Origin of the sequence: Jiangella asiatica, assembly GCF_004349065.1 — a bacterium.
GTDB lineage: Bacteria > Actinomycetota > Actinomycetes > Jiangellales > Jiangellaceae > Jiangella > Jiangella asiatica.
In genome coordinates this window covers 41,872-67,644 of sequence record NZ_SMKZ01000035.1, presented here as the reverse complement: position 1 = coordinate 67,644, position 25,773 = coordinate 41,872, and the positions used below count along the sequence as shown (strand labels likewise).

Sequence of the window (25,773 nt, the reverse complement as noted above, 5' to 3'; positions counted from 1 at the left end):
CCCCGCCGGCCACACCTACCCCACCGAACCCGACCCACCCGCGCCACCACCGTTCTGAGCGACCGTGACCTGCGCGGAAGGCGAGTGGTCGGGCATGGCTGGACGCCCGGTGGGTACGGGTTGTACGCATCGACGGCGATCGAAAGGAACCACATGCCATCGGAGGTCGTGCTGTTCGCGCCCTTGCCGGTGTTGACGGTAACCATCGAAGAGCAGGGTGGCGAGCCCGATATCCACTTGCACGCCGGCAGTCAGGGCGTCTGGCAGGCCCGGATGCTCGTCACCCTGGGCGCCTCGGTCACCATGTGCTCGGTCCTTGGCGGCGAGAGCGGGATAGTGCTGCGTCACCTCATCGAGGACGAGGGCGTCACCGTCCGGGCGGTCGAGGGCAGCGGCCGCAACGGCGCCTACGTGCACGACCGACGCGGCGGAGAGCGCGAGGAGGTCGCCGACGCGCCGGCCACCCCGCTCACCCGGCACGAGCTCGACGAGCTGTACGGGCTGACCCTGAGCGCGGGTCTGGACGCCGGCGCCGTGGTGCTCAGCGGTCCGTCCGACCACCACACCGTGCACGACGCGGTCCCCGCCGACGCGTACCGGCGGCTCGCGGCCGACCTGCGCGCGGTCGGCCGGCCCGTCATCGCCGACCTGGGCGGGGAGCGGCTCACCGCCGTGCTGGCCGGCGGGGTGACGGTGCTCAAGGTCAGCCACGAAGAGCTGCTCGAGGACGGCCGGGTCGACGACACCGGCCAGGATGCGATCACCGAGGCCATGTCCGCCCTGCGGGCCGAGGGCGCGGACAACGTCATCGTCAGCCGGGCCGAGGAGCCGCTGCTCGTCCTCGCCGGCGACACGGTCAGTGAGGTCCGGATGCCCAAGTTGCAGGCGGCCGACACGCACGGCGCCGGCGACTCGCTCACCGCCGCTGTCGCGGCCACGCTGGCCAAGGGCGGAAGCATCGAGGAAGCCGTGCGGCTGGGCGCGGCGGCCGGAATGCTCAACGTCACCCGACACGGCCTGGGCACCGGCGACGTCGAAGCGGTGCTCAAGCTGCGCGACCTGGTGACGGTGACGGCGGTGGGTTCGTCATCGCGCGGGCCTTCGGCCAGGATGACGCCGCGTGACCTGGCCGAACGGGCTCGCGGATCGTGAGCCGTCGGCTGCGCGCCCTCGTCACCAACGACGACGGCATCGACTCGCCCGGGCTGCACCGACTGGCCGCGGCCGCCCGCGACGCCGGGCTCGACGTGGTGATCGCCGCACCGGCCGAGCAGTCCAGCGGCGCCAGCGCTTCGATCATCGCCGGGGTCGAGGACCGCGACCGCATCAGCCTGCGCGAACGCGCCATCCCCGGGCTGGAGGACCTGCCGGCCTACGCCGTCGGCGCGGCGCCGGCGTTGATCTCTCTGATCGCCGCGCACGGCGCCTTCGGCGACCCGCCGGACGTCGTGCTCTCCGGCATCAACCACGGCGCCAACCTCGGCCAGGTCATCCTGCACTCCGGAACCGTCGGCGCCGCCCTCACCGCGGGCGTCAACGGCGCGCGCGGCCTGGCAGTCTCACTCGACGTCGGGCTCGAGGTCGAGTGGGAGGTCGCGCGGCCGGCCGCCGACCCGCACTGGGACACCGCCGCCCGCGTCGCCTGCCGGGTCATCCCGTTCCTGGCGCAACAGCCGGCCGGCACCGTCCTCAACCTCAACGTCCCGGACGTCGACGACGACCACGTGGCGGGGCTGCGGGCCGCACCGCTCGCCGAGTTCGGAATCGTCCAGACCACCATGACCGAGCCCGCCGAGGGCGACATCCGCCTGACCGTCGCCGACAACACCGAACGACCCGCCGCCGGCACCGACGCCGCCCTGCTGGCCGATGGGTTCGCCGTCGTCACCGCCATCCAGTCCGTCCGCGAGACCGACCGCCCACCCTTGGACGACCTCATCGACGACGCCGGCGCGGACACCGCCTACGCCCGCACCAGCCGCACCGCGTAGCCGGCACCGTCACGCCACGGGCACTCCGGCCACCGGCCGGATGATCTCGTCGGCGACCCAGGCCGCGACACTGTCCGGATACGGGGGCAGGATGCTCAGCACCAGATGAGCGAACCCGGCCCCGATCAGCCGTTCTACCGTCTCGCGCGTGCTCGCCGGGTCGTCGTAGCTGACGAACAGCTGGGTGGAGCGGACGATCTCGGCGGGATCGCGGCCGATGTCGGCGCAGCGCCGGTCGAGGACGGCCGAACGCTCGCGCATGAAATCGATGGAGTAGTGGGGCGGACCGGGCACGTTCCAGATGTCGGCGTGCTCGGCGACGACGCGCAGCGTGCGATCGCCCCAGGCGCCCAGCAGCAGCGGCGGCCCGGGCTGCTGGATCGGCTTCGGCTCGCAGACCGCGCCGGTGAGCGTGTAGTGGCGGCCGTGGAAATCGAAGACCTCCTCTGACCACATGCGACGCAGGATCGTGCAGGCCTCGGCGAGGGCCTCGCGACCCTCCGCGGGCGGGACCAGCGGCAGGCCGTACGCCTGGAACTCGCGCACGGCGAACTCCTGGCCCGGGACGTGCGCATCGGTGGCACCGACGCCGAGCCCCACGACCAGGCGGCCACCGGAGATGACGTCGACGGTGGCGGCGATCTTTGCCAGGACCGACGGTGACCGGGTGCGGTTGTTGGTGACCAGCAGGCCCATGCGCAGCCGCTCGGTCCGCGCGGCCAGCGCGGTCAGCAGCGTCCAGCCCTCCAGGACAGGCGCGGAGGCCGGACCGAAGATCGGGACCAGGTGGTCCCAGAGCCAAGCGTCGGTGATGGCCGGGATGGCGTCAGCCTCCTGCCACACCCGCAGGACGTCGTCGTAGGTGACGCCGACCGGCGTCGTCTTGATTCCGAAGGTCGGGTCCGTCATGGAACACCAGCTCTCTGTCAGCGCACTCTTTCAGTTCTGCTGATCGTCAGTATAACTGACTATCAAATTGATGGCAGAATTCGACCGTGTCGAACCACCGCGAGCGGCTGGGCTACCTGCTCAAGCACGCCTACTTGGCCTACACCGCGCTGATCGAGCAGGTGCTTGCTCCGTACGGCATCGAGGGCCGCGAGTTCGCGGTGCTCCTCGTCTTCGACGACGCCGTACCGCTCTCGCAGCAGGAAGCCGCTCGCCGGTTAACCATCGACCGGACGACGATGGTCGCGTTCGTCGACGCCCTCGAGAGCAAGCGGCTGGTCGAACGCCGGCCCGACCCCGCCGACCGGCGCCGCAACATCGTGTCGCTCACCGACGACGGGCGGCGCCTCCTGGCCGAGGCCACCACCGCGGCCGACGAGGCCGAACGGCGCTTCCTGGCCCCGCTCGGCCCGGACTCGACGCGCTTCACGGCCGACCTCGCCCGGATCATCGAGGCTTTCGAAGGCCACTGACCGAGTTTTCAAAGTTACCGGCACGTAATGCTTCCGCCGTCATGAGTGATCTCGGTACCATCCCGGCAGTCGCTTTCCGCACCGGATGCCCGGATGGTGAGCCGATGTCGTCTCCCGAAGTGACCCGCAGAACCGTCCTCGCAGGAGCCGGTGCCGTGCTCGCAGCGACCGGCGCGGCCGGGACGGCCACCCCGGCCGCTGCGCCCGGAACGGGATATCGCCCAGGGCTGCGCTACTACTACCCGGTGCCTCGCGACCCCGGCGGCGTCCGCACCGACGTGTGCGTCTACGGCGGCACATCGGCCGGTGTGGTGGCCGCGGTCCGGGCCGCGCAGGCCGGGCGGTCGGTGGCGCTGGTGGTGTTCGGACGACACCTCGGTGGGCTGAGCTCGGCGGGACTGGGCGCCACCGACACCGGCCGGATCGAGGCGATCGGCGGGCTGAGCCGCGAGTTCTACCGCCGCCTCGGTGAGCACTACGGCCGGCCGGAGTCGTTCACGTTCGAGCCGCACGTCGCGGAGTCGATCTTCGACGCCTGGGTGGCGGAGGCGGGCGTCCAGGTCTTCCTTGAGCACCGCTTGGAGTCGGTGCGCGTGACCGACCGGAAGATCACGGCGCTGCGCACCGAGAACGGCAAGCTCTTCGTCGCCGACGCGTTCATCGACGCCACCTACGAGGGCGACCTGCTCGCGGCGGCGGGCGTCACCTACGCCGTCGGCCGCGAGTCCAACGCCACCTACGGCGAGACGCTCAACGGCGTCCAGTTCCGCACCGGCCACCAGTTCCAGCGCCAGATCGACCCGTATGTGGTGCCGGGCGACCCGGCCAGCGGGCTGCTCCAGGGCATCTCGGCCGACCCGCCGGGTACGACCGGCGAGGGCGACCGGCGCATCCAGGCCTACAACTTCCGCATCTGCCTGACCCGCTCGGCCGAGCGGCGACCGTTCCCGCGGCCGCCGGGCTACGATCCGGCGCGCTACGAGCTGCTGCTGCGCTACCTCCGGGCCGGTGTCTGGGACGCCATGCGCCTGAACACGCCTATGCCGAACGGCAAGACGGACATGAACAACAACGGCGCGGTGAGCACCGACAACATCGGCCGCAACTATGAGTGGCCGGAGGCCGACTACGCCACCCGCGAGACGATCTTCCAGGACCACGTCACCTACCAGCAGGGCATGCTCTGGTTCCTCGCCAACGATCCCCGGGTGCCGGAGAACGTGCGCGCCGAGGTCAACGGCTGGGGGCTCACCCAGGACGAGTTCACCGGCACCGACGGCTGGTCGCACGAGTTGTACATCCGCGAGGGACGCCGCATGGTGTCCGACTACGTCATCACCGAGCACGACTGCCGGTGGAACCGCGCCGCGCCGGACCCGGTCGCGCTGGCCTCGTACACGATGGATTCGCACGACTGCGCCCGCGTGGTCGTGAACGGCTTCGCCCGCAACGAGGGCGACGTCCAGGTGCCGCCGGCCGGGCCGTACGGCATCTCGTACCGCTCCATCGTCCCGGCCCGCGGCGAGTGCGAGAACCTGCTGGTGGCGTGCGCGATCTCGGCGTCGCACATCGCGTTCGGCTCGGCCCGGATGGAGCCGGTGTTCATGGCGACCGGCCAGGCCGCGGCCGTCGCGGCCGAGCTCGCCCTCGACGGCGGCACGTCGGTCCAGGATGTCGATTATCCGACCCTGCGGCGCCGGCTGCGCGCGGAGCAGATGGTGCTGACCTGGCCGCCCGGAGCCAGCGCGGTCACGGTCGAGGCCCCGGAACAGCTGGCGCCGGGCACGAGTGGCAACGTCACGGTAACCGTCGTGAACGAGGAGGCGACGACGGCGACGGGATTGCGGCTCGCTCTGGGCGGGCCCGACGGCTGGACGCTCGCTCCGACGACCCCGGACGAGGTCGACGCGCTACCGCCGGGCGAGTCGTTCCAGGCCACCTGGCGGGCCACCGCCGGCATCCCGGACCGCGCGGTGCAGGACGCACGGCTGACCGCGACGGCAACATACCGTCTGGACGGCCAGGCCGACCCGGTCACCGACAGCACGGAGCACACCGTCGTCGTAGCCGAGCCGGTACAGCCGCCGCTGCTCACCACCGCCTCGACCCGGGCGTACTTCGGCCAGCGCGGCAGCGAGCTCGCGGTGCTCGGCAACGGCGCGGACCTGTGGACCGGCATCGACCAGTACGGTGCGGTCTATCTGCCCGACGGTGCCGGCCCGACGACGACGGCCACGGTCACCGTCGTCGAGCAGGAGGCCACCGACCCGAACGCCCGGGCCGGCTTGGTGTTCCGCAACGACCTCACCGCGGCCGGGGTGTCGACGGGGTACGTCGCGCTGGTCGTCAAGCCGGCGAACGGGCTGCTGGTGCTCTGGGACGCCGACGGCTCCGGCACCGTCGAGTCGGTGCTGCGCGCGCAGCTGAACCCATCGCCGTCCCCGGTGCACTTGCGGCTGACCCGCGAGGAGACGCGGTTCCACGCGTCGTACAGCCTCGACGGCAGTCAGTGGCAGGTGATCGGGACCGTCACCCTGCCGACGGCGGCGGCAACGCAGGACGTCGGCGTCCTCTCGTGCGCCCACGTCGAAACCGGCCTGGGCCGCGCGGTCTTCGAGGACCTCACGGTCACCCCGTGAAGGTGGCCACGACCGGGGCGTGGTCGGAGTCGCCGGCCACGGCGCGGACCCGCGGGTCGTCGGTGACCGACGGCAGGCCACGGTCGACGACGCTGTCGACCTTCTCGACCCGATCCAGCAGCCGGTGTGAGATCAGCACGTGGTCGATCAGCTCGCCGCGGCCACGGTAGACGCGGCTGTAGCGGCGCTCCTCCGGGATCAGCGGCGCGGTGTTCCACAGCCGCCACGCGTCGCCGTGGTCGGGGCGATCGAAGCCCGGGGTACCGAACTCCGACCCGCCCGGGCCGAGCAGGATCTGGGTGGTCGCGGCGCCCGGCTCGTCGTTGAGGTCGCCACAGACGACGAGCGATCGGCCCCGGCCGTCGCCGTCGAGCAAGGCGTTGGCCCAGTCGCGGACGGTGGCGGCCTCAGCCGCGCGGCGGTAGAGCGCGAAGGCGCCGTAGCGGGCCCGTTCGGACTCGTCGCGCGGGTCGAACCGGCCACCGGGGTAGCTGAGCAGCTTCGACTTGAGGTGGCAGGTGACGACGTCGACCGGCTCGCCCGCCGCGGTGCGGACCCGGACCCGCAGCGCGCCGCGTCCCATCTCCTCGGTCAGCGCGCCGCCGTCGGTGGCCCGCACCGGGCCGACGCCGTCGGCGAACGCGCTGAGATCGTCGGTGTCGTCCACCGGCAGCCGGGACAGCACGCCGACCCGGATGCCGCGGCTGTCCGGATGCGCCGACAGGTGGGTGGCCCACGAGCCGGCGAGCCGGGCGACGAGGTCGTCCAGCGCGGCGGGCTCACCGACCTCCTGCACGGCCAGGACATCGGGAGCGATGCGGTCGACCGTGCCGGCCAGGGCGTCGAGCTTGGTCTCGTAGGTGGACTGGTCCGGCGGCCGGCCGGACTCCTCACCGGGCCGGAACAGGTTCTCCAGGTTCCACGTGCCGATGACGACCATGACGCAGACGCTACCGCTCGGGCCCTATGCTCGGCAGAGTCAGGCGAACGCCAAAGGGCCCCTGCGGGAGTAAGACATGGCAGACAGCGACATCCTGGCCAGGATCCAACACCTCGTCGAGGACGAACGGCAGCTGCGCGCCCGGCTGCAGACCGGCGAGATCTCCACCGACGAGGAGCACGCCCGCCTCCAGGACGTCGAGCAACAGCTCGACCAGTGCTGGGACCTGCTACGCCAGCGCCGCGCCCGGGCGGACGCCGGGCAGGACCCGGACGACGCCGGCCCACGTCCGGTCGACGAGGTCGAGAAGTACCTGCAGTAGAGGCATCATCGGGCCATGGATCTCGACGAAGCGGCGGACCAGCTGTACGCGCTCCTGCCCGAACAGTTCGTCGAAGCCCGCAACACCCTGGCCAAACAGGCCAAGAGCGAGGGCGCCGCCGAGGTCGCGGCCCGGATCAAGGCGTTGCGCAAGCCCACCCTGGCCGCTTGGCTCGCCAACCAGGTGGCCCGCGAGCACCAGGACGAGCTGCGGGCGTTGGCCGACCTCGGCGACGAGATGCGCCGGGCGATGTCGGCCATGGACGGCGAGAAGCTGCGCGAGCTGACGAACCGGCGCAAGGAACTCGTCGACGGCCTGCTCAAGCAGGGCCGGCGGCTGGCTCGCGGTGCCGGCCAGAAGCCCACCGCCGAGATGATCGAGAGCCTCACCGAGACCCTGCTGGCCGCCATCGCCGATCCGCGGGCCGCGGACGAGCTGCGCGCCGGCCACCTCGCGCACGCGCTGCAGCACGTCGGCTTCGGTGCGGTGTCCGACGACGGCGAGCCGGCCCAGGTCATCTCCCTGTCCGAGGCGCGGGTGGCGCGCGGTCAGCGGCTGGAGACGACCCGGCGCCCGAGGCGGGCCGGAGCCGACGCCGTCGGCGACACGGCGACCGAGCAAGAGGCCGAGTCCGAGGAGGCCGCCGAATCAGAGGCCGCCGCTGAGGACGACCGCGACACCGCGGCGCGCGAGCTGACCGAGGCCGAGGATGCCGTATCGGCTGCGGAAGACCGGCTCGACGACCTCGAGGCGCAGCTCGACGAGCGGCGGCAGCGACTCGAGGACGCCCAGGCGGCGGTCGAGCGGCTCACCGCCGAGCTGGCCGACGCACGCCGCGACGTCGAGCAGACCCGCGACGACATCGAGTCCGGCGAGGACGACGTCGACCGGGCCCGCAAGGACGCCGAGCAGGCCAGGCGGCGCCGCCGGACAGCGAAGCAGCGGCTGAGCGGGCTGGACGGGTAGCGGTCAGCTGTTCCGCAGGATGTCGTGGAGCACGCCGGGGTAGTCGGTGATGATGCCGTCGACGCCCAGGTCGATGAACCTCCGCATCAGCTGTCCGGTGTTCAGGGTGTAGACGCTGATGGTCATGCCCAGCTCGTGCACCCGGTCGACCAGCGCCTGGTCGGTGACGGTCTGGCTGGGGTTGATCTGGTCGGCCCATTCGCTCGCCTCGACCAGGACCTCGTCGCTGGGCCGGCTGCCGTAGAGCAGGCCGACCGGGACCTCCGGCGCGATCTCGTGGTACGTGCGCATCGACTCGATGTTGAACGACTGCGCGACGTAGCGGCCGGTCCGCAGCGCGCGGTCGAGGTAGCCGGGGATCGACGAGACCTCTTCGTGGATCTCCGCCTCGATCCCGGGGTAGAGCTCCGGCGCCTTGAACTCCAGCAACAGGCCGGTGCTGCCCAGCGCCTCGATGCCCTCGCGCAGGGTCGGCACCGGCTCGCCGGCGAAGTCCTCGGAGAACCAGGTGCCGGCGTCGAGCTGCTTCAGCTCGGCGAGGGTGAAGTCGCCGACGTTCCACGGCGCCCGGTCGGGGAAGACCTCCTCGACGTTCGTCGTCCGCGCCAGCGTGGTGTCGTGGATGAGCACGAGCTCGCCGTCGGCGGAGCGCTGCACGTCGACCTCGACGAAGCTGGCCCGCTGGTCTACCGCGTACTCGATGGCGGCGACGGTGTTCTCCGGTGCCGACCCCGACGATCCACGGTGGGCGATGTCGACGACGCCCGCTCCGGCGGGTGCGGCCTGAGTGAGTGCGGCCTGGGCCGGCACGACGGCCGCGACGCTCAGCAGGGCAGAAAGGGCGAGTCCGCCGGTCAGCAGGGTTCGCGACATGTGGCACTCCTTCGTCCGGGGCTTGACACGGGACTGGTACGGCCATGTCAGTTTTGTCATGAATGGTGTCACGCGGATGGCCGGGCGCTGAACTGCCGGAGACGATGTGGAGTTCGGCCCGGTTGGTGCGACGATGGGCAGCGACCCATCCAGCCTGGAGGACGCCGGTGCCACGAGGACCAGTGCTGCTGACGGTCGAGGACGATCCCGCGGTGAGCCGCGCCATCGCCCGCGACCTGCGTCGACGCTACGGCGGCGACCATCGGGTGGTGCGTGCCGAGAGCGGCCGGGCCGCCCTGGACGTGCTTCGCGAGCTGACCCTGCGCGGCGAGGCGACCGCACTCATCCTGGCCGACTACCGGATGCCCGGAATGACCGGCATCGACTTCCTCGAACAGGCGATGGACCTGGTGCCGCAGGCCAAGCGGGTGCTGTTGACCGCGTACGCCGACACCGACGCCGCCATCCGAGCCGTCAACGACGTCGATCTCGACCACTACCTCGTCAAGCCGTGGGACCCGCCGGAGGAGCAGCTCTACCCCGTCCTCGACGAGCTGCTCGACCAGTGGGCCCGCGACAGCCGGCCGGGCTTCGAGGGCGTCACCCTGCTGGGCCACCAATGGTCGGCCGAGACCCAGGGGCTCAAGGAGTTCCTGGCCAGCAACCAGGTCCCGTACCGCCACCTGCGCGGCGACGAGGGCGCGTCCATGCAGCAGACGGCGGGCATCGCCGACGACGCGCTGCCGGCCGTGGTCATGCCGGACGGCGTGGTGCTCACCTGCCCGCCGCTGCGCGAGGTCGCCGAGCGGCTCGGCCTGGCGACGACGGCGGGTAGCCCCCTTTACGACCTCGTGGTCATCGGCAGCGGGCCGGCCGGGCTGGGCGCGGCCGTCTACGGCGCCAGCGAGGGCCTGCGCACGCTTCTGGTCGACAAGGCCGGCGTCGGCGGGCAGGCGGCACGCAGCAGCCTCATCGAGAACTACCTCGGCTTCCCGCAGGGCGTCTCCGGCGCCGAGCTGGCCCAGCGCGCCCGCGACCAAGCCGTCCGCTTCGACGTCGAGATGCTCACCGCCGCCTCCGCCGTCAGCGTCGTCGCACAGGGCGAGGGCCGGGTGGTGCGCTTCGACGACGGCCACGAGGTGACCGCGCACGCCGTCGTCATCGCCACCGGCGTCTGGTGGACGCGGCTGCCGGCCACCGGCGCCGACGACCACGCCGGGCGGGGCATCTACTACGGCGCGTCCGCGCACGAGGCCCCCGGCTGCAAGGGCGAGGACGTCTTCATCGTCGGAGCGGCCAACTCCGCCGGCCAGGCCGCGCTGCATTTCGCGCGCTACGCCAACCGCGTCGTCATGCTGGTGCGCGGTCCCGACCTGCGGCTGCGGATGTCGGAATACCTGGTCGCGCGGATCGAGGCCGACCCCCGCATCGAGGTGCGCACCTGCAGTGAGGTGACGGCCACCGAGGGCGACGGCCGGCTGGAGCGCATCGTGATCACCGACACCCGCGACGGCGGCACGCAGACGCTGCCCGCCTCTCGGATGTTCGTGTTCATCGGAGCCGAGCCACCGACCGGCTGGCTCGGCGAGCAGTTCGTCCGCGACGAGCGCGGCTTCCTGCTCACGGGGCCGGCGCTGCTCGACGCCGACGGACGTACGCCGCACGAGTGGCCGCTGGCGCGCAACCCGTACCACCTGGAGTCCAGCGTCCCGGGCGTGTTCGTCGCCGGCGACGTGCGTGCCGAGTCTGTGAAGCGCGTCGCGTCCGCCGTCGGCGAAGGTGCCATGGCCGTCACGCTGGTACACCGCTACCTGGAGGCGACGTGACCACCGGTATGCCCATCGACGTCGAGGAGCTGCGCACGCTGTTCCTCTTCGAAGGAATGACCCCCGAGCAGCTCGCCGAGGTAGCCGCCAGCAGCGATGTCCGCGCCTACCCCGCCGGCAGCACCGTCTACCGCGCGGGCGAGCCGTCGGTGGCGCTGTGGGTGCTGCTGGAAGGCACCCTGCGGCTGGTCAGGCACGCCGACGGCGAGGACATCGTTGTCAACGAGACCGACTACCGCGGTGCGTACGCGGGTGCGGTGCGCGCCTTCGCCACGTCGGCCGCCGCGGCTGCCTACCCGACGTCGCTGCACGCGGTGACCGGCTGCCGGTTCCTGCGCTTCCCCGCCGACGCGTTCGCCGCGTTCGTGCAGAAGTGGTTCCCGATGGCGGTCCACCTGTTCGACGGGTTGTACCTGGGCATCCGGACCACCGAGGCGACGGTGCGCCAGCGCGAGCACCTGGCCCAGCTGGGCACATTGTCGGCGAACCTCGCACACGAGCTCAACAACCCCGCCGCCGCCACCGTCCGGGCCGCCGGGCAGCTGCGCGACCGCGTCGCGCACATGCGGCAGAAGCTGGGCATGATCGCCTCCGGCACGGTGGACCCGGTGGTGATCGCCCGGCTGATCGGCATCCAGGAACGCGCCGTCGAGATCGCCTCGAAGAAGCGCGAGCCGCTGACGCCGCTGCAGGAGACCGACCTCGAGGACGAGCTGACCGACCACCTCGACGACCTCGGCATCGGCGGCGCCGTCGACCTCGCATCGGTGTTCGTCGCCGCCGGACTCGACACCACGTTCCTCGACGACGTCGCCGGCGAAGTGGGCGCCGACCTCGAGGCGGCACTGCGGTGGCTCGGGTACACGCTGGAGACCGAGGCACTCATGAACGAGGTCGAGGACGCCTCGAACCGCATCTCCACGCTGGTCGCCTCGGTCAAGCAGTACACGCACCTCGACCAGGCCGCCCACCAGGAGGTCGACCTGCACCCCGGCCTGGACAGCACCCTGGTCATGCTCGGCCACAAGCTCGCCGACATCGAGGTACGGCGCGACTACGACACCAGCCTGCGGCCGGTGCCCGCGTTCGCCGCCGAGCTCAACCAGGTGTGGACCAACCTCATCGACAACGCCGTCGACGCGATGAAGGGCCGCGGCGTGCTGGAGCTACGCACCTACCGCGACGGTGACTGGGCCGTCGTCGACGTCACCGACCACGGTCACGGCGTCCCGGAAGAAGTCCGGAGCCGCCTGTTCGAGGCGTTCGTCACCACCAAGCCGATGGGCGAGGGCAGCGGCCTGGGCCTGGACAACGCCAAGCGCATCGTCGAGAAACGCCACCAGGGCACCATCACGTTCACCACCGGCCCCGGCGGCACGACGTTCACCACCCGCCTGCCGCTGACCCAGCAGCGCTGAACCGACCCGGGGCACGCCACTCGAACCGACATGGGCCAACGGTCCATGCTTCACCGATAGGTCAACTCTCGTCCATCTCGGTCGGCCAAGGTCGTGTCCCGTGACCGAGCGCAGACTCAGCAGACGGACGTTCCTCCAGCTCAGCGGGGTCAGCTCGGCCGCTCTCGCGCTGGGTGTCTCCGCACCAGAGGCGCTGGCCGCTGCCGCCGACGTGGAGGTGCCGGACGGTGTCTTCGGCCTGGGTGTCGCCTCCGGCGACCCGGCCAGCGACGGCGTCGTGCTGTGGACCCGGCTGGCGCCGCAGCCGCTGGCGCCGGACGGTCACGGCGGCATGCCGGCCCGGCCGGTGCCGGTGCGCTACGAGGTCGCCGCCGACGAGGGCTTCCGTCAGATCGTCCGGCGGGGTGCCGCAGTGGCCTCGCCGGAACTCTCCCACTCCGTGCATCCGCAGGTGAACGGACTGGAGCCGGGCCGGGAGTACTTCTATCGGTTCATCGTCGGCCGGCAGATGAGTCCGGTCGGCCGGACGAAGACGCTGCCCGGGGCGGAGCAAACGGCAGCCGGATTCCGGTTCGCCACCGCCTCCTGCCAGGCCTGGTACCACGGCCACTTCACCGCCTACCGGCACCTGGCCGCCGAGGAGCTGGACGCGGTCTTCTTCCTCGGCGACTACATCTACGAGTACGGCATCACCGCGGCCAACCTGTGGCGCGCCGGCGCCTCCGTCACGCCGGAGCACGCGGTCGAGATCCAGACGCTGGAACAGTTCCGGCTGCGCTACGCGCTGTTCAAGTCCGACCCGCACCTGCAGGCCGCGCACGCCGCCGCGCCGTGGATGGTCACCTGGGACGACCACGAGGTGCAGAACAACTACGGCGCCGACGGCTCTCGTTACGGCGTCAGCCCCGAGCACTTCGTCCACCTGCGCGCCGTCGCGTACCGCGCGTTCTACGAGAACCTGCCGGTGTCGCTGGCCGTGCTGCCCGCGGGCCCGGACAGCACGGTGCACCGGCGCTTCGACGCGGGCGGACTGGCCCGGTTCCACGTGCTCGACACCCGGCAGTACCGCGACCGGCCACCGGTCGACGTCGACGACCAGTACGCCGACGAGCGCACGCTGCTCGGACCGGACCAAGAGGCGTGGCTCTACGTCGGGCTGGTCGAGTCGAACGCGACCTGGAACGTCATCGCGAACGGCGTGACCGTCGCGGCCATCACCGAGGACCGCACCGACCAGTGGGACGGCTACCCGGCCAACCGGGCCCGGCTCCTCGCCGCTATGCGGCGCAGCAGCAACCCGGTCGTGCTCACCGGCGACATCCACAAGCACGTGGCGGCCGAGCTCAAGGCCGACTTCGCCGACCCCGCCTCGCCGACGGTAGGCGTCGAGTTGATCTGCACGTCGATCGCCTCCGACGGCGACGGCGCACCCACCGACGCCTACACGCCGGACTGGGTGCGGCACCCCTACGTCAAGCTCTACGACGGCCGTCGCGGCTACGTCCACGTCACGCTGACGCCGGACGAGATGACCTCGCACTTCAAGATCGTGCCGTGGATCGAGGCGGACGCGGACGCACCCCTGGAGACCGTCGCCACGTTCGTCACGCCGGCCGGCGCGCCGGGTCTGGAGCGTCTGGCATGAGCGGCCGCCACGTCCCCGCCGTCACCGGCCTGCGTGCCGAGGGCCAGCTCGGGCGGATCACCCTGGACTGGACCCCGGCGCCGTGGGACTTCGTCGTCGACCACTACGCGGTGTACGGCGCGCCGGACGCCGCCGACGTCGCCGTGGACCCGTCGACGCTGCTGACCAAGACCGTCTACCCGCGTTTCGTGCACCGCGGTCTGGGTGGCCGCGGCGCGAACTGGACCTACCGCGTCCTCACCGTCGACGCCGCCGGCGCCCGCAGCCGGGCCTCGGCGCCGCTGACCGCCAGCAGCCAGGAGTCGGTGACGGCGACCGGCGCGGCACTGGCCGTGGTCGGCGAGTACGACGGCACGGGCCTGGAGTTCGCGCTCTCCCCCGGCGGCTACGCCCAGTACCCGGCGACGTTCCCCGACGGAGTCGACTTCCGCCACGGCACCGACAACGCCGGCCTCGCCTGGAGCTATCTGCACCCCGGACCGGCCGACGCCTGGGCCGGCCGGCGCCCGCACGTCTTCCGGCTCCGCTTCGACCTGGCCGCGGCGCCAGCGGGTCAGGTCTGGCTGGCGCTGTGGCTGATCGACAGCCACGCCACCATCCCCGGCTCTGCGGTCCTGACGGTCAACGGCGCGACCGTCGAGCGGCTGACGTTCGAGGGTGGCGCGACCCGCGGCTCCACCGTCGGCGACAGCACCCTGCCCGGCTCGCCGCTGCGCCCGTCCTACGTCGAACGGCCGCTCCCGGCCGGGCTGCTGGTGGCCGGAGAGAACCTGCTCACCGTGACCAAGGACGACGGCTCCTGGATCGCCTACGACGCGATCGGCCTGTTCGCCCGCTGAGCTGCCTCACGCGGGTGCGACGACGCCGCCGTCGGACAGGCGCAGCCGCAGCGAGCGGACGGCGGCCGCGGCTCGTTCGCCAGCACGGTCGCCGTCGTCGACCGCGAGGACGTGGCCGAGGCGCGCGTTGTTGTCCGTCGCCCGCCGCACGGCACCGGGGACGTGGAGCTCCCAGCGGCGCACGGCAGGGTCGGCGTCCAGAGCGCCGGTGCCGTCGACCCCCGTGACCGTGGCGTCGACCGGGGACAGCACGAACGACACCGCCGCGCTGCCCGGCGCGTCGGCAGGCGGGGCGCCGACCCGCGGGGTCGCGCCCAGGGCGAGGTCGACGAGCAGCTCGAGCGGGTGCGTGCCGGTGACCAGGTGCACGAGGTCGAAGATGTAGCCGCCGGCCTGCCGGGGGTTGATCTCCACGATGCGCGGCCCGGCCGGCGTGAGCTTCAGCTCGGTGTGGCTGAGACCGTGGGTGTACCCGAGGGCGGCCAGGGCCGCGCGGACGTGCTCGGTCACCTCGGCGGCCACGCCGGCCGGCAGCGGCGCCGGGAACACGTGCCCGGTCTCGACGAACGACGGCGGGCCGGTCACGCCCTTGGCGGTGATGCCGACGACGGTGGTCTCACCGCCGCGGGTGACCGCCTCGACGCTGACCTCCGGCCCGGTCAGCACCTCCTCCAGCAGCAGCAGACGCGCGAGCGGCTGGTCGCGGGTGTTCCGCTCGACGCCGGCGACGTCCCAGAACGCGTCCTTGAGGCCGGCCTCGTCGTGGACCTCCAGCACCGACGTGCCGGAGTTGAGGTCCACCGGCTTGGCCACCAGCGGGAACCCGACCTCGGCGACCGCCGCGCGGGCCTCGTCCCAGCTGCCGGCGACGGCGAACCGCGGGCCGGGCAGCCCGGCGCGGCGCAGCGCCGCCCGCACCTCGTCCTTGCGGGTGGCCCGGCGCATCGCCTCCGGTGGCGCGCTGGGCAGGCCGAGCATCCCGCTCAAGCCGGCGACCGCCTCGAGGTAGTAGTCGCACGTGGTGAGGACGCCATCGATGCGGCGCCGGCACACCAGGTCGATGACGGCGCCCGTCATCGACGCACGGTCGTTCGTGTCGACGACGATCACCTCATCGGCGTCGCGGACGACGGGGTGCGCCCCGGCCGTGGCCGGCGGGTACAGCGCCGGGTCCCGCGTGAACAGGACGTATTGATGTCCCAGCTCACGGATCAGCGGCGGCAGCGCCAGCCCCGTGGACTGTGTCCAGCTCTCGACCATCAGCAGGGTCGCCATGTCATCTCCCGAGTGCCCGGGCCAGGACGGCGGAGTTGATCACGTCGTTGACCGGGTGGACCTGTGTGAGCAGCTCGAACCCGGCCAGGGCGGCCAGGTCGACCGGTGGGTACAGGAGCGTGCGCAGTCCGCGCGCACTGCGAGCGAGCAGGACCGCCCCCGGCCGCATTGACGCGCCCAGCCGGTCGAGGATGCGCCGCTTCGCCTCGACGGTGTCGCCGACCAGCGCGGCCAGCACCACGACGTCGTAGCCGGACAGGTCCGCCGCAGCGACGTCGACCTGGTGCGACGTGAGGTCCGGGTAGCCCAGCGCGGTCGCGACCCGGGCGCCGGCTTCGAGCGCGATGCCGTCGCGATCGAGGTTGTCAACACTCAGGTCGAGGTCGCCGGCCAGGAACAACGAGCTCAGCGGCAGCGGCCCGGAGCCGACGAACGCCAGCGAGCGGGCCCGCCGCGGCAGGGCGGAGGCCAGCACCCCGATCTCCATGCGGCTGAGCTGGCGGTAGTTGTCCAGGTACGGGAACAGCGCGAGCTCCTGACGCGGCGCCGGCGCTGACGCGATGCGCCCGGCCCAGGCCAGCTCCATCTCGCTCTCGCCACGGCCGCACAGCTCGCGCAGCCGCGGCGCGAGCTCCTGGACCTCGAGGTCGTTGAGGACCGCGGGGACGGCCTCGCCGGGTGCGGTCAGCACCAACCGGACCAGCCGGCCGAAGAGGTCGTCGACCTCCGGGCCCGGCCGCAGGTCGCAGCGGTTGTCGAGTTCCCGGTACAACCCTCGGAGCGACACAATAATCTCGCCGGCAGTGGCCCGGACGTCAGTCGGCGGAGGGACCGTGGCGGTTTGACCGAATATGTTGGTAGTGAGACTCATGTTCATCGGGAGCATGATCGCACACCGCGATCCCCGCGTGCCGAGCATCGCGAGAAATCTCCGTGCGACCCCGCGCGAGCGCATGACACGATCGGCTCCATGCCACCGTGCAGTTCGCGCCGGCCGCCGCGGCACGGTGCGGGCGAGTCGTCGGCGACGATTACGCCGAGCACGTGCGCACCGAGCACAGCACGTTCCGCTGGCTGCTGGAGCCGATGCTCGAACGCACCGGGTTCCGGATCGTCGCGTGTCCTACGGTGACGCGCTGTTCGGCGCCTACACCTGCATCAGGCGCTGACCTCGCCCGCGGTCAGCCGGCCGTGCGCCAGCAGCACGCTCACCGCCCACACCGTCTGGTAGCCGCGCCACTCCAGCGCGCCGGCCGGCGACGACGACGCGAAGTCGACGACCCAGCCGCCATCCTCCTGCTGCAAGCCGGCCAGGCGGTCGAGGTCGGCCGCGACGGCGTCCGGCGCCAGCAGGTCGCGCAACGGCGTGCCCGGCTCCGGCGACAGGTCGAGCAGGTGCATCGCCTCGCCCTCGATGCCGCCCTCGACCGGGATGCCGCCGTCGGCCGGGACCCGCTGGCCGAGCTCGCGCAGCAGCCCCGACGCCTCCGGCCTGGCGTCGTGCATCTCGACCAGGAAGCCGAGAGCGAACTGCAGCTCCATCGCCTGCAGGTGCGGCGACCGCTCGATCCGGCGCAGGCAGAAGTCGGTGACCCGAGTCAGCCACGGATGCCCGGCGACGACGGGGTCATGGCGCGCCACCCGGTGGGCCGAGCCAGCGACGGCCGCGCTGATCTGCAGCGACGACTCGTCGTGGTCGGCGTCGACCCACCAGCGGGAGCTGCCGGCCGGCTGGGTGACTGGCAGCGCGAACGGCAGCCCGCCGTCGGGACGGGTCACCGAGTTCAGCCAGTCGCACAGCGGACCGGCCAGCACGCTCGTGGCCGGCGCCACGTCGACCAGCGCCTCGAACGCGTGCAGGGCGCCGGCGGGCTGGCTCTCCGGTGACCGCAGGTCGGGCTCGAGACCCCAGCCGAAGCCGCCGTCGTCGTTGCGGTAGCCGGCGAGTGCCGCCAGCGTGGCCGTCGTCGCCTCTGGTCCGCCTCGCCCGACGGCGAGATCGAAGCGGTGCCGGTCGAGTAACCGGGCGTGGCCGGCCATGAACGCGGCCGCGCGATCGAGTACGTCGTCCATGCACCCATCCTGCCGCGCCGCCCCGCCGGCGGCTTGGAGGAATCGGACGACCTCGACTCTGTCAGACCCCCGGTGCATGCTGGACCGACACGGCGGAACAAGGAGGTTCCCCATGGACCACGCGATCTGGGCCGACGGCCTGGTGAAGCGCTTCGGCGAGACCACCGCCCTCGACGGCGTCAACCTCGGCGTCCGCACCGGCACGGTGCTCGGCCTGCTCGGGCCGAACGGCGCCGGCAAGACCACGGCCGTGCGGGTCCTCGCCACCCTGCTGCGCCCCGACGCCGGCACGGCCAGCGTCGGCGGCTACGACATCGAGCGCCAGGCGCACCAGGTCCGCCAGCTCGTCGGACTCACCGGGCAGTACGCCGCCGTCGACGAGATGCTCACCGGTGCCGAGAACCTGCTGCTCATCGGCCGGCTGCTGGGCATGCCCCGGCCCGCGGCCAAGCAACGGGCCCGCGAGCTGCTGTCCGACTTCGACCTGACCGACGCCGCCGACCGCGCGGCAAAGACGTACTCCGGCGGAATGCGCCGCCGCCTCGACCTCGCCGCCAGCCTGGTGGGCCGTCCGCAGATGCTGTTCCTCGACGAGCCCACCACAGGGCTGGACCCGCGAGCACGCAGCGAGCTGTGGTCGCTCATCCGCCGGCTGGTGTCCGGCGGTGTCACCGTGCTCCTGACCACGCAGTATCTCGAGGAGGCCGACGCACTGGCCGACGAGATCGTGGTCATCGACCACGGCCGGGTCATCGCCACCGGAACCCCCGACGAGCTGAAGGCCAAGACCGGGTCGCAGACGCTCGCGGTCCGGCCCGAGGACGAGTCGCACCTGCCGCTGGTCACCGCCGTCGTCGGCGAGCTGACCAAGTCCACGCCGGAGCTCCAGGGCTCCAGGGTCACCGCACCGGTCACCGACCCCGCCGTCCTGCCCGCGGTGGTGCGCCGGCTCGACGACGCCGGTGTGCTGGTCACGGAGCTGACGCTGCGGGGCGCCAGCCTGAACGAGGTCTTCCTCTCCCTCACCGGCCACCCGGCCGAGGACGGAGACGGGGACGAAGGGCCGACCGAGGGGAGCCTGACATGACCGCAGCCGCCACCACCGCACCGCCCCCGGCCGAGCTGAGCCCACGCGTCGGCCTCGCCGAGGGCCTGCGGCAGACCATGACGCTGGCCTGGCGCACCATCGTGCAGGTCCGGCACAACCCGTGGGAGCTGGGCGACTTCAGCATCCAGCCCATCATGTTCGTGCTGCTGTTCACCTACGTGTTCGGCGGGGCCATCGCCGGCTCCACCGGCGAGTACCTGACGTTCGCCCTGCCCGGCATCATCGTCATGAACATGCTGTTCATCACCATGTACGTGGGCACCGGGCTGAACATCGACCTCACCAAGGGCGTCTTCGACAGGCTGCGCTCGCTGCCGGTCGCGCGGTGGGCGCCCATGGCCGGGCGCATCCTCGCCGACCAGGTCAAGCAGGCATGGTCCATCTTCCTGCTGCTGGCGGTCGGCATGATCCTCGGCTTCCGCATCGGCACCGACGTCGCCTCGCTGCTGGCCGCGGTGGGGCTGATGCTCGTGTTCGCACTCGCGTTCTCGTGGGTGTCGGTGCTGGTGGGAGTGCTGGCGAAGGATCCGGAGAAGGTGCAGCTGTTCGGCTTCACCGCGCTGTTCCCGGTGACGTTCGTCAGCAACGTGTTCGCGCCCACTGACACCATGCCGGGCTGGCTGCAAAAATTCGTCGAGGTGAACCCGGTTACCATCCTCGCCGACGCCTCCCGCGCGCTGATGCTCGGCGACGAGACGACCGGCACGCAGTGGCACGTCGCGTCCGCGACGACCCCCGCGCTGCAGTCGCTGTTGTGGGCCGCGGTCATCGCGGCGGTCTTCGCGCCGCTGTCGGTATGGGCGCTGCGCCGCCGGGTCTGAACTACCGCGTCGAGTGATCCGGGAACAACTCCGGCACCAGGCGGCGCACGTCGTCGCGGGCCGGGGCGACCGCTTCGGCCGGTGCCGACGACGCCGGCCAGCGCAGCGCCACCCCGACATCGGCCCAGCCACCGACCGCCGCGAGGAACTTGTCCAGCGCCGGGTTGGACAGGCCCTGGGCCCGCAGCGGCGCGATGTGCCGGCTGAAGAACTCCGCGATGCGCTGCTCCACGTCGGCGGCCGCCGCGGGCCGCGCCGTCATCAGCCGGTACCAGTCGACGGCGCCCCGCGGCGACATCGCGGCAACATTGGAGTAGCTGCCGTGCGCGCCCCTGGCCAGCCCGGACGCGAGATGGTGACCGGCCACGAAGATCGACAGCGCGGGCACGGCGGCGGTCATCTCCGCGTACCAGGAGTCGTCGCCGCCGGCCATCTTCACGCCGATGAGCCCGGGCGCCTCGGCCGCCGCACGGGCTAGCAGGGCCGGCGACACCTGGGTCTTGGCGTGCGGCGGGTTGTAGAGCACCAGCGGCACGTCGCCGGCGGTCTCGGCCGCACCGGCCAGGAACCGCACGACCTCGTCGTCACCGAGCGGCACCCAATCGGGCAGGATCACCTGGATCGCGCCGGGCGCGAGCGCCGCCGCGCGCCGGATGCGGTCGAGCATCACCGGGGTGGCCGGGTGCGACGCGCCGAGCTGGAACGGCAGCCCGGCTGCCTCGCAGGGCCGCGCCAGCAGCTCGTTCACGCGGTCGAACTCGCCTTCGTCCAGGGCATGGAACTCCCCTGCGGTCCCGTGCGCGTAGAGGCCGTCCAAGCCGCTGGCCACGAGCACGTCGACCTGGTCGGCCAGCCGGTCCCAGGCGATCGTCCCGCGCCCCTCGATGGGTAGCAGGAGCGTCCCCCACACCCCTCGGACCTGGTCCGCGCTCAATGGCTTCATCGATGCTCCCTCCGGACGGCACGAGCTTAGAGCGCCATGATGGGCACATGCGCATCGTGGTCATCGGCGGAACCGGGCACGTCGGCACGTATCTCATCCCGCGGTTGGTCACCGCCGGGCACGAGGTGGTCAACTTCAGCCGTGGTATACGCCGCCCGTACACCGATCACCCGGCGTGGCGGGAGGTCCGGCAGGTGGTGGTCGACCGTGCCGCCGAGGATGGCGCCGGCACCTTCGCCGGCCGGGTCGCCGACCTGTGGCCCGACGTCGTCGTCGACATGGTGTGCTTCGATGTGGAGTCGGCCCGGCACCTGGTCGATGGGCTGCGCGGCCGGGTCGCGCACCTGCTGCACTGCGGCTCCATCTGGATGCACGGCCCAAGCCTGCGCATCCCCGTGGACGAGGACGACGAGTCCGAGCCGGCCGGCGAGTACGGCATCCAGAAGGCCGCCATCGCCCGGCTGCTGCGGGCCGAGACCGCCGGCGGCGGGCTGGTGACGACGTCGCTGCACCCGGGCCACATCAGCGGACCCGGCTGGCCCGTGATCACCCCGCTGGGCAACCTCGACCCTTCGGTGTGGACGCGCCTGGCCGCCGGCGAGCCGCTCCTCGTCCCCGGCCTCGGCGCCGAACTGCTACACCACGTGCACGCCGACGACGTCGCCCAGGGATTCCAGCTGGCCATCGAGCACCGCGACCGGGCGGCCGGGCAGGCCTTCCACCTGACCGCGCCGTCCGCGCTGACAGTGCGGGGCCTGGCCCAGCAGGCCGCGTCGTGGTTCGGCCGGTCCGCGGAGCTGGAGTTCGTGTCGTGGGACGAGTTCCGGGCCCGCACCGCGCCGGAGTACGCCGAGCAGAGCTGGGACCACCTGTGGCGCAGCCAGTACGCCTCGATCGACAAGGCCCGCCGCCTGCTGGGATATGCGCCCGTGTACGCAGCGGAGGCGGCGGTCCGCGAGGCGGTGGCCTGGCTCGCCGGCAACGAGAAGCTGGCGGTCACGCTCACCGGCGGATGAGGTAGGTCGCCAGCAGCACCACCGACGCCGTCGAGCTGACCAGCCGCACATGGTTCCAGCCGGTCCAGCGCGACAGGTAGTGCGGCCAGAGCTCGGCCGCGGGCCGGCTGCCCGCGTCCGCGGCGGCGAGCTGGTCGTTGAGTGGCACGTTGAACGCCATGGTCGCCACGATCGTGCCGATCAGGAAGACCACGACGGCGGTCAGCAACAGGGCCGCGGACGGCCGGTCCAGCCGGACCAGGGTGGTGACCGTCAGCACCAGCGAGAGCAGCGCGGTGCCGCCGAACACCATGCCGAAGGCCGGGTTCAGGATGACCACGTTGATCTCCTGCATGGTCGCGATCGCCTCCGCGGCCGGCCGGCGGGCCAGAGCGGGCATCAGGACGAACGAGCAGAAGAACCACAGCCCGGCCAGCAGCGCACTGCCGGTCAGCGCGGCCACGACGGCGATGGTCTCGATGCGGTCGGTTCCCATCTGGATCAGCGCTCCCAGGCGCCGCGCGCAGCCGCGTCGCGGGCGAATTCGGCGAAGTCCTTCGGCTCGCGACCCAGCGCCTGGCGTACCCCGTCTGCGAGGTAGGCGTTGCGGCCGTCGAGGACTTCGCGGAACAGGTAGGTGACCAGCCAAGTGAGCCCTGGCGGAAGGCCCTCGTCGGCCAGCGCGGCCAGGTAGTCATCCGCCGGTACCGTCACGAACGTGATGTCGCGGCCGGTGGCCTCGGAGATCTCGCCGACGGCGTCCGCGAAGGTGAGCAGCCGCGGGCCGGTCAGCTCGTAGACCCTGCCGGTGTGGCCGTCCTCGGTCAGGGCCGCGGCGGCGACGTCGGCGATGTCGTCGGCGTCCACGAACGGCTCCAGTACGTCGCCGACCGGCAGTGCAACCTCGCCGCTGAGGACCGGCTCGAGCAGGTAGCTCTCGTCGAAGTTCTGGTTGAACCACGCGCAGCGCACCACGGTCCACTCCAGGCCGGACTCCTGGACCACCCGCTCGGCCTGCTGTGCCTCCTCCTCGCCGCGGCCGGACAGCAGGACCAGCCTCCGGACGCCGGCTTCGCGGGCGGCGTCGGACAATGCCCGGACCGCGTCGACGGCGCCGGGAACCGCGAGGTCCGGGTAGTACGCGACATAGACGGCTCCGACGCTGGCCAACGCGGCCGGCCAGGTTGAGCGGTCCTCCCAGTCGAAAGGGACGACGGCGGACCGCGAGCCGACCCGGACGTCGACGCCGCGGGCGGTCAGCCGGTCGATGAGCCGGCTGCCGGTCTTGCCGGTGCCGCCGAGGACGAGAGTGGTGGCGTTCATGGTGAGCTCCTCACGGTTCGCTTCTGACAACGCGTCCAGTGAAACAGCGCTTCATTGGCGTTTCCATGACCGCTAGGCCCCAATACATGCTCGATCGTCCAGAGACGCTGGATTGCCGAGCATGACCCGATGGATACTGGCGCCATGAGCGTGACGACGGGCCACTGGGCACCGACCGATCCCCTGGGCGAGGCACTGCACCAACTGCGCATGAACGGCGCGTTCTACAGCCGCGCGGAGCTGACGGCCCCGTGGGGCCTGACCTTGCCGGCGATGCCCGGGCACATCTGGTTCCACGTGGTCACGTCCGGCCCCGCCTGGCTGCGCACCGAGGACGCCGACCCGCGCCGGCTGCTCCCCGGCGAGCTCGCGCTGGTGCCGCACGGCATGGGTCACGAGATCCTCGGCGCGCCCGGTGCGCCCGCGCCGAACGTCATGGACCTGGAGCGCGAGGCCGTCAGCGACCGGTACGAGCTGATCCGCTACGGCGGTGGCGGCGACCCCACCATCCTGATCTGCGGTGCCGTTCGGTTCGACCACCCGGCCGCGCGCAGGCTGGTCCAGACGCTGCCCGAGACCATCCACGTCGAGGTCGGCGGATCGCCGCAGTTGGACTGGGTGCACAGCACTCTGCGGCTGATGGCGGACGAGGCGCGGCAGCTGCGGCCGGGCGGCGAGGAGGTCATCACTCGACTCGGCGACATCCTGGTGATCCAGGCCATCCGGACCTGGATCGACACCGACGCGGCGGCGCGCACCGGCTGGCTGGGCGCATTGCAGGACGAGCAGATCGGCCGGGCCATCTCGCTGATCCACAAGCGTCCCGAGCACGACTGGTCGGTGGCCAGCCTGGCCGCCGAGCTGGCGATGTCGCGCTCGGCGTTCGCCGAGCGCTTCACCCGGGTGGTCGGCGAGCCGGTGATGCAGTACCTCACCATTTGGCGGATGAACCTGGCGCTGGACGCCCTGCGGCATGAGCAGGCGACGGCGGCCCAGCTCGCCCACCGCCTCGGCTACCGCTCCGAGGCCGCTTTCGCTCGCGCCTTCAAGCGCGTCATCGGCCTACCGCCCGGCGCCGTCAAGCGCGGCGCGGAAACCCCAGCATCGTGAGCAGCGATCGAGTTGTCCACAGGCCGGCAAAGGCGAGTTGAGGCTCGCACGATCAGAGACCAGGCTGATGCCGAAAGCAATGACCCCGGCGGCATGTGGCTTCTGGCGCTACCTGCTCACCTCCCGGTACGAGCGGACGCTTTGGATCCCGTCCCTCCGTCACGCCTGGCCAGGCCTCCGCGGCTGTGGCATGCGGCGAGACGCGCACAACCCTCGTCCGCCAGCTTCACCTGCTGCGCAATCTGATCGCACACCACGAACCGATCCACCACCGCGATCTGCGCCGCGATCACGCGGCCGCGACCACCGTCGCGCGGTGGGTCTGTCCCGTCTCAGCTCGGTGGGTCGACACGCTGTCGGCGATTCCCGAGGCCCTGGCGCGGCGGCCGATGCCTGCGTAGATCAGCTGACCTGCGCCACTCCCTCGACGGCACCGTCGGCCGACCCGCGCGGCTATCTGACCAGCCGGTAGCGCAGCAGCGTCCCGGTCGCGTCGAGCAGCTCGAGGTCGACACGCTCGCGTCCTGGCCCGCCGTACAGCCGGACACCGTCACCGAGCAGCAGCGGCGCGACGTTCACCAGGAGCTCGTCGACCAGTGCCGCCTCGACACACTGCAGCGCGACGTCGGCGCCGATGACCAGGAGGTCCCTGCCGTCCGCTGCCGCGAGCGCCGTCGCCACCGCGTCGCGCACATCGCCGGAGAGGAACGTCCGCGACGGGTCGCCGGCGGGCGGGTGCGTGGTGAGCACGAACTCCGGCCCGGACCACGCGCCCTCGAACACCTCTGCGTTGGCCTTGCCGGCATCGCGCTGCCCGACGTCGTAGCTGCGCCGGCCGCTGAGCACCGCGCCGACCCGCTGGACGACGTCGTCGTCGGCCTGCGGTCGGGGCTGCTCGAAGACCCAGTCCATGTCGTCGTCAGGGCCGGCGATGAAACCGTCGACCGACATCGTCACGTGCCACAGGACCTCGCCCATCCCCAGAACCTATCCGGTCCCATACTTGCGACATGCGAGCAGTGTTCGCCCATGACGCCGTCGTCGTCCTCGAGCCCGGCGGAGGCGGACGTGCGCCGGCGCATCGGCGTCGCCCTCGGCTCCGCAAGCCTCGCCGGACCGGACGGCGTCACCTCCCGCTGGCGGCTCCGGACCGAGACCGCGAGCCGGCCTCGCCCCGACGAGGCCGAGCACGCCGGCCGCCTCGTCGCACACACTGCCGGCTGACCCGAGACGGAAGGACACCGC

Annotated in this window: 25 protein-coding genes; 15 read left to right on the top strand and 10 right to left on the bottom strand. The window is 72.0% G+C overall.

The genetic code is table 11. The features are described 5' to 3' along the window. Positions 1 to 153 precede the first annotated feature (153 nt). Complete coding sequence (locus E1269_RS21695) at positions 154 to 1,152, top strand: PfkB family carbohydrate kinase (protein ID WP_131898420.1); 999 nt, start codon at positions 154 to 156, stop codon at positions 1,150 to 1,152. After that, complete coding sequence (gene surE / locus E1269_RS33885) at positions 1,149 to 1,991, top strand: 5'/3'-nucleotidase SurE (RefSeq protein ID WP_203433957.1); 843 nt, start codon at positions 1,149 to 1,151, stop codon at positions 1,989 to 1,991. The genes E1269_RS21695 and surE overlap by 4 nt, the downstream gene beginning before the upstream one ends. A gap of 9 nt (positions 1,992 to 2,000) precedes the next feature. On the opposite strand, the gene E1269_RS21685 is transcribed toward surE, so the two are convergent. Continuing rightward, positions 2,001 to 2,900, bottom strand: coding sequence for an LLM class flavin-dependent oxidoreductase (locus tag E1269_RS21685; RefSeq protein ID WP_131898418.1), 900 nt, complete (start codon positions 2,898 to 2,900; stop codon positions 2,001 to 2,003). An 86-nt stretch (positions 2,901 to 2,986) separates the two neighbouring features. Here E1269_RS21685 and E1269_RS21680 point away from each other — a divergent pair, with 86 nt between their 5' ends. Further along, positions 2,987 to 3,412, top strand: coding sequence for a MarR family winged helix-turn-helix transcriptional regulator (locus E1269_RS21680; protein ID WP_131898416.1), 426 nt, complete (start codon positions 2,987 to 2,989; stop codon positions 3,410 to 3,412). A 155-nt stretch (positions 3,413 to 3,567) separates the two neighbouring features. Continuing rightward, positions 3,568 to 6,051: an FAD-dependent oxidoreductase gene (locus E1269_RS21675; RefSeq protein WP_203433956.1), complete on the top strand. Its 2,484-nt coding sequence runs from the start codon at positions 3,568 to 3,570 to the stop codon at positions 6,049 to 6,051. Here the strand turns inward: E1269_RS21675 and E1269_RS21670 are convergent. Then, positions 6,041 to 6,991 carry an endonuclease/exonuclease/phosphatase family protein gene (locus tag E1269_RS21670; RefSeq protein WP_131898412.1) on the bottom strand — a complete coding sequence of 317 codons (951 nt, stop codon included), beginning with the start codon at positions 6,989 to 6,991 and terminating at the stop codon, positions 6,041 to 6,043. The genes E1269_RS21675 and E1269_RS21670 overlap by 11 nt on opposite strands. 76 nt (positions 6,992 to 7,067) lie before the next feature. Between E1269_RS21670 and E1269_RS21665 the strand changes: the two genes are divergently transcribed. Then, positions 7,068 to 7,313, top strand: a complete 246-nt coding sequence (locus E1269_RS21665) for a DUF2630 family protein (RefSeq protein ID WP_131898410.1) — start codon at positions 7,068 to 7,070, stop codon at positions 7,311 to 7,313. A 15-nt stretch (positions 7,314 to 7,328) separates the two neighbouring features. Further along, on the top strand, positions 7,329 to 8,279 hold the full coding sequence (locus E1269_RS21660) for a hypothetical protein (RefSeq protein ID WP_131898408.1): 951 nt from the start codon (positions 7,329 to 7,331) through the stop codon (positions 8,277 to 8,279). A gap of 3 nt (positions 8,280 to 8,282) precedes the next feature. Here the strand turns inward: E1269_RS21660 and E1269_RS21655 are convergent, their stop codons facing one another. Further along, positions 8,283 to 9,152 carry a glycerophosphodiester phosphodiesterase gene (locus E1269_RS21655; RefSeq protein WP_131898406.1) on the bottom strand — a complete coding sequence of 290 codons (870 nt, stop codon included), beginning with the start codon at positions 9,150 to 9,152 and terminating at the stop codon, positions 8,283 to 8,285. A 167-nt stretch (positions 9,153 to 9,319) separates the two neighbouring features. Here E1269_RS21655 and E1269_RS21650 point away from each other — a divergent pair, with 167 nt between their 5' ends. From E1269_RS21650 to E1269_RS21635, 4 genes are all read left to right on the top strand, one after another. Then, positions 9,320 to 10,978 carry an NAD(P)/FAD-dependent oxidoreductase gene (locus tag E1269_RS21650; RefSeq protein WP_239000984.1) on the top strand — a complete coding sequence of 553 codons (1,659 nt, stop codon included), beginning with the start codon at positions 9,320 to 9,322 and terminating at the stop codon, positions 10,976 to 10,978. Next, entirely contained in the window at positions 10,975 to 12,396 is a 1,422-nt protein-coding gene (locus E1269_RS21645; protein WP_203433955.1) for an ATP-binding protein, read from the top strand. The genes E1269_RS21650 and E1269_RS21645 overlap by 4 nt, the downstream gene beginning before the upstream one ends. 100 nt (positions 12,397 to 12,496) lie before the next feature. After that, the gene (locus tag E1269_RS21640; protein ID WP_131898402.1) at positions 12,497 to 14,041 is read left to right on the top strand and encodes an alkaline phosphatase D family protein; all 1,545 of its coding nucleotides are present in this window, start codon (positions 12,497 to 12,499) and stop codon (positions 14,039 to 14,041) included. Then, a complete protein-coding gene (locus E1269_RS21635; RefSeq protein ID WP_131898400.1) occupies positions 14,038 to 14,880 on the top strand; it encodes a polysaccharide lyase family protein in 843 nt (280 codons plus the stop codon). The genes E1269_RS21640 and E1269_RS21635 overlap by 4 nt, the downstream gene beginning before the upstream one ends. 6 nt (positions 14,881 to 14,886) lie before the next feature. Here E1269_RS21635 and E1269_RS21630 read toward each other — a convergent pair whose 3' ends face one another. The 3 genes from E1269_RS21630 to E1269_RS21620 form a co-directional block, all read right to left on the bottom strand. Next, entirely contained in the window at positions 14,887 to 16,155 is a 1,269-nt protein-coding gene (locus E1269_RS21630; RefSeq protein ID WP_131898398.1) for an ATP-grasp domain-containing protein, read from the bottom strand. Position 16,156: 1 nt separating this feature from the next. Beyond that, positions 16,157 to 17,026 (bottom strand): nicotianamine synthase family protein, encoded by an 870-nt coding sequence (locus tag E1269_RS21625; RefSeq protein ID WP_275264617.1) that lies wholly within the window; start codon positions 17,024 to 17,026, stop codon positions 16,157 to 16,159. A 287-nt stretch (positions 17,027 to 17,313) separates the two neighbouring features. After that, positions 17,314 to 18,228 carry a hypothetical protein gene (locus E1269_RS21620; RefSeq protein WP_131898394.1) on the bottom strand — a complete coding sequence of 305 codons (915 nt, stop codon included), beginning with the start codon at positions 18,226 to 18,228 and terminating at the stop codon, positions 17,314 to 17,316. A gap of 112 nt (positions 18,229 to 18,340) precedes the next feature. Between E1269_RS21620 and E1269_RS21615 the strand changes: the two genes are divergently transcribed. Both E1269_RS21615 and E1269_RS21610 read left to right on the top strand, forming a co-directional pair. Continuing rightward, complete coding sequence (locus E1269_RS21615; protein WP_131898392.1) at positions 18,341 to 19,315, top strand: ATP-binding cassette domain-containing protein; 975 nt, start codon at positions 18,341 to 18,343, stop codon at positions 19,313 to 19,315. Continuing rightward, entirely contained in the window at positions 19,312 to 20,157 is an 846-nt protein-coding gene (locus tag E1269_RS21610) for an ABC transporter permease (protein ID WP_131898390.1), read from the top strand. Before E1269_RS21615 ends, E1269_RS21610 begins: the two co-directional genes overlap by 4 nt. A 1-nt stretch (position 20,158) precedes the next feature. Here E1269_RS21610 and E1269_RS21605 read toward each other — a convergent pair whose 3' ends face one another. Next, positions 20,159 to 21,100: a dihydrodipicolinate synthase family protein gene (locus E1269_RS21605; RefSeq protein WP_131898388.1), complete on the bottom strand. Its 942-nt coding sequence runs from the start codon at positions 21,098 to 21,100 to the stop codon at positions 20,159 to 20,161. A 47-nt stretch (positions 21,101 to 21,147) separates the two neighbouring features. Here E1269_RS21605 and E1269_RS21600 point away from each other — a divergent pair, with 47 nt between their 5' ends. After that, on the top strand, positions 21,148 to 22,116 hold the full coding sequence (locus E1269_RS21600) for an NAD-dependent epimerase/dehydratase family protein (protein ID WP_131898386.1): 969 nt from the start codon (positions 21,148 to 21,150) through the stop codon (positions 22,114 to 22,116). On the opposite strand, the gene E1269_RS21595 is transcribed toward E1269_RS21600, so the two are convergent. Both E1269_RS21595 and E1269_RS21590 read right to left on the bottom strand, forming a co-directional pair. Beyond that, entirely contained in the window at positions 22,103 to 22,591 is a 489-nt protein-coding gene (locus E1269_RS21595; protein ID WP_131898384.1) for an anthrone oxygenase family protein, read from the bottom strand. The genes E1269_RS21600 and E1269_RS21595 overlap by 14 nt on opposite strands. Positions 22,592 to 22,596: 5 nt before the next feature. Beyond that, positions 22,597 to 23,418, bottom strand: a complete 822-nt coding sequence (locus E1269_RS21590; RefSeq protein WP_131898382.1) for an NAD(P)H-binding protein — start codon at positions 23,416 to 23,418, stop codon at positions 22,597 to 22,599. Between the two features lie 144 nt (positions 23,419 to 23,562). On the opposite strand from E1269_RS21590, the gene E1269_RS21585 reads away from it, so the two are divergent. Next, entirely contained in the window at positions 23,563 to 24,528 is a 966-nt protein-coding gene (locus E1269_RS21585) for an AraC family transcriptional regulator (protein ID WP_131898380.1), read from the top strand. 453 nt (positions 24,529 to 24,981) lie between these two features. Here the strand turns inward: E1269_RS21585 and E1269_RS21580 are convergent, their stop codons facing one another. Further along, positions 24,982 to 25,506 (bottom strand): dihydrofolate reductase family protein, encoded by a 525-nt coding sequence (locus tag E1269_RS21580; protein ID WP_131898378.1) that lies wholly within the window; start codon positions 25,504 to 25,506, stop codon positions 24,982 to 24,984. 51 nt (positions 25,507 to 25,557) lie between these two features. Here E1269_RS21580 and E1269_RS21575 point away from each other — a divergent pair, with 51 nt between their 5' ends. Next, a complete protein-coding gene (locus E1269_RS21575; RefSeq protein WP_131898376.1) occupies positions 25,558 to 25,752 on the top strand; it encodes a hypothetical protein in 195 nt (64 codons plus the stop codon). Positions 25,753 to 25,773: the final 21 nt, after the last annotated feature.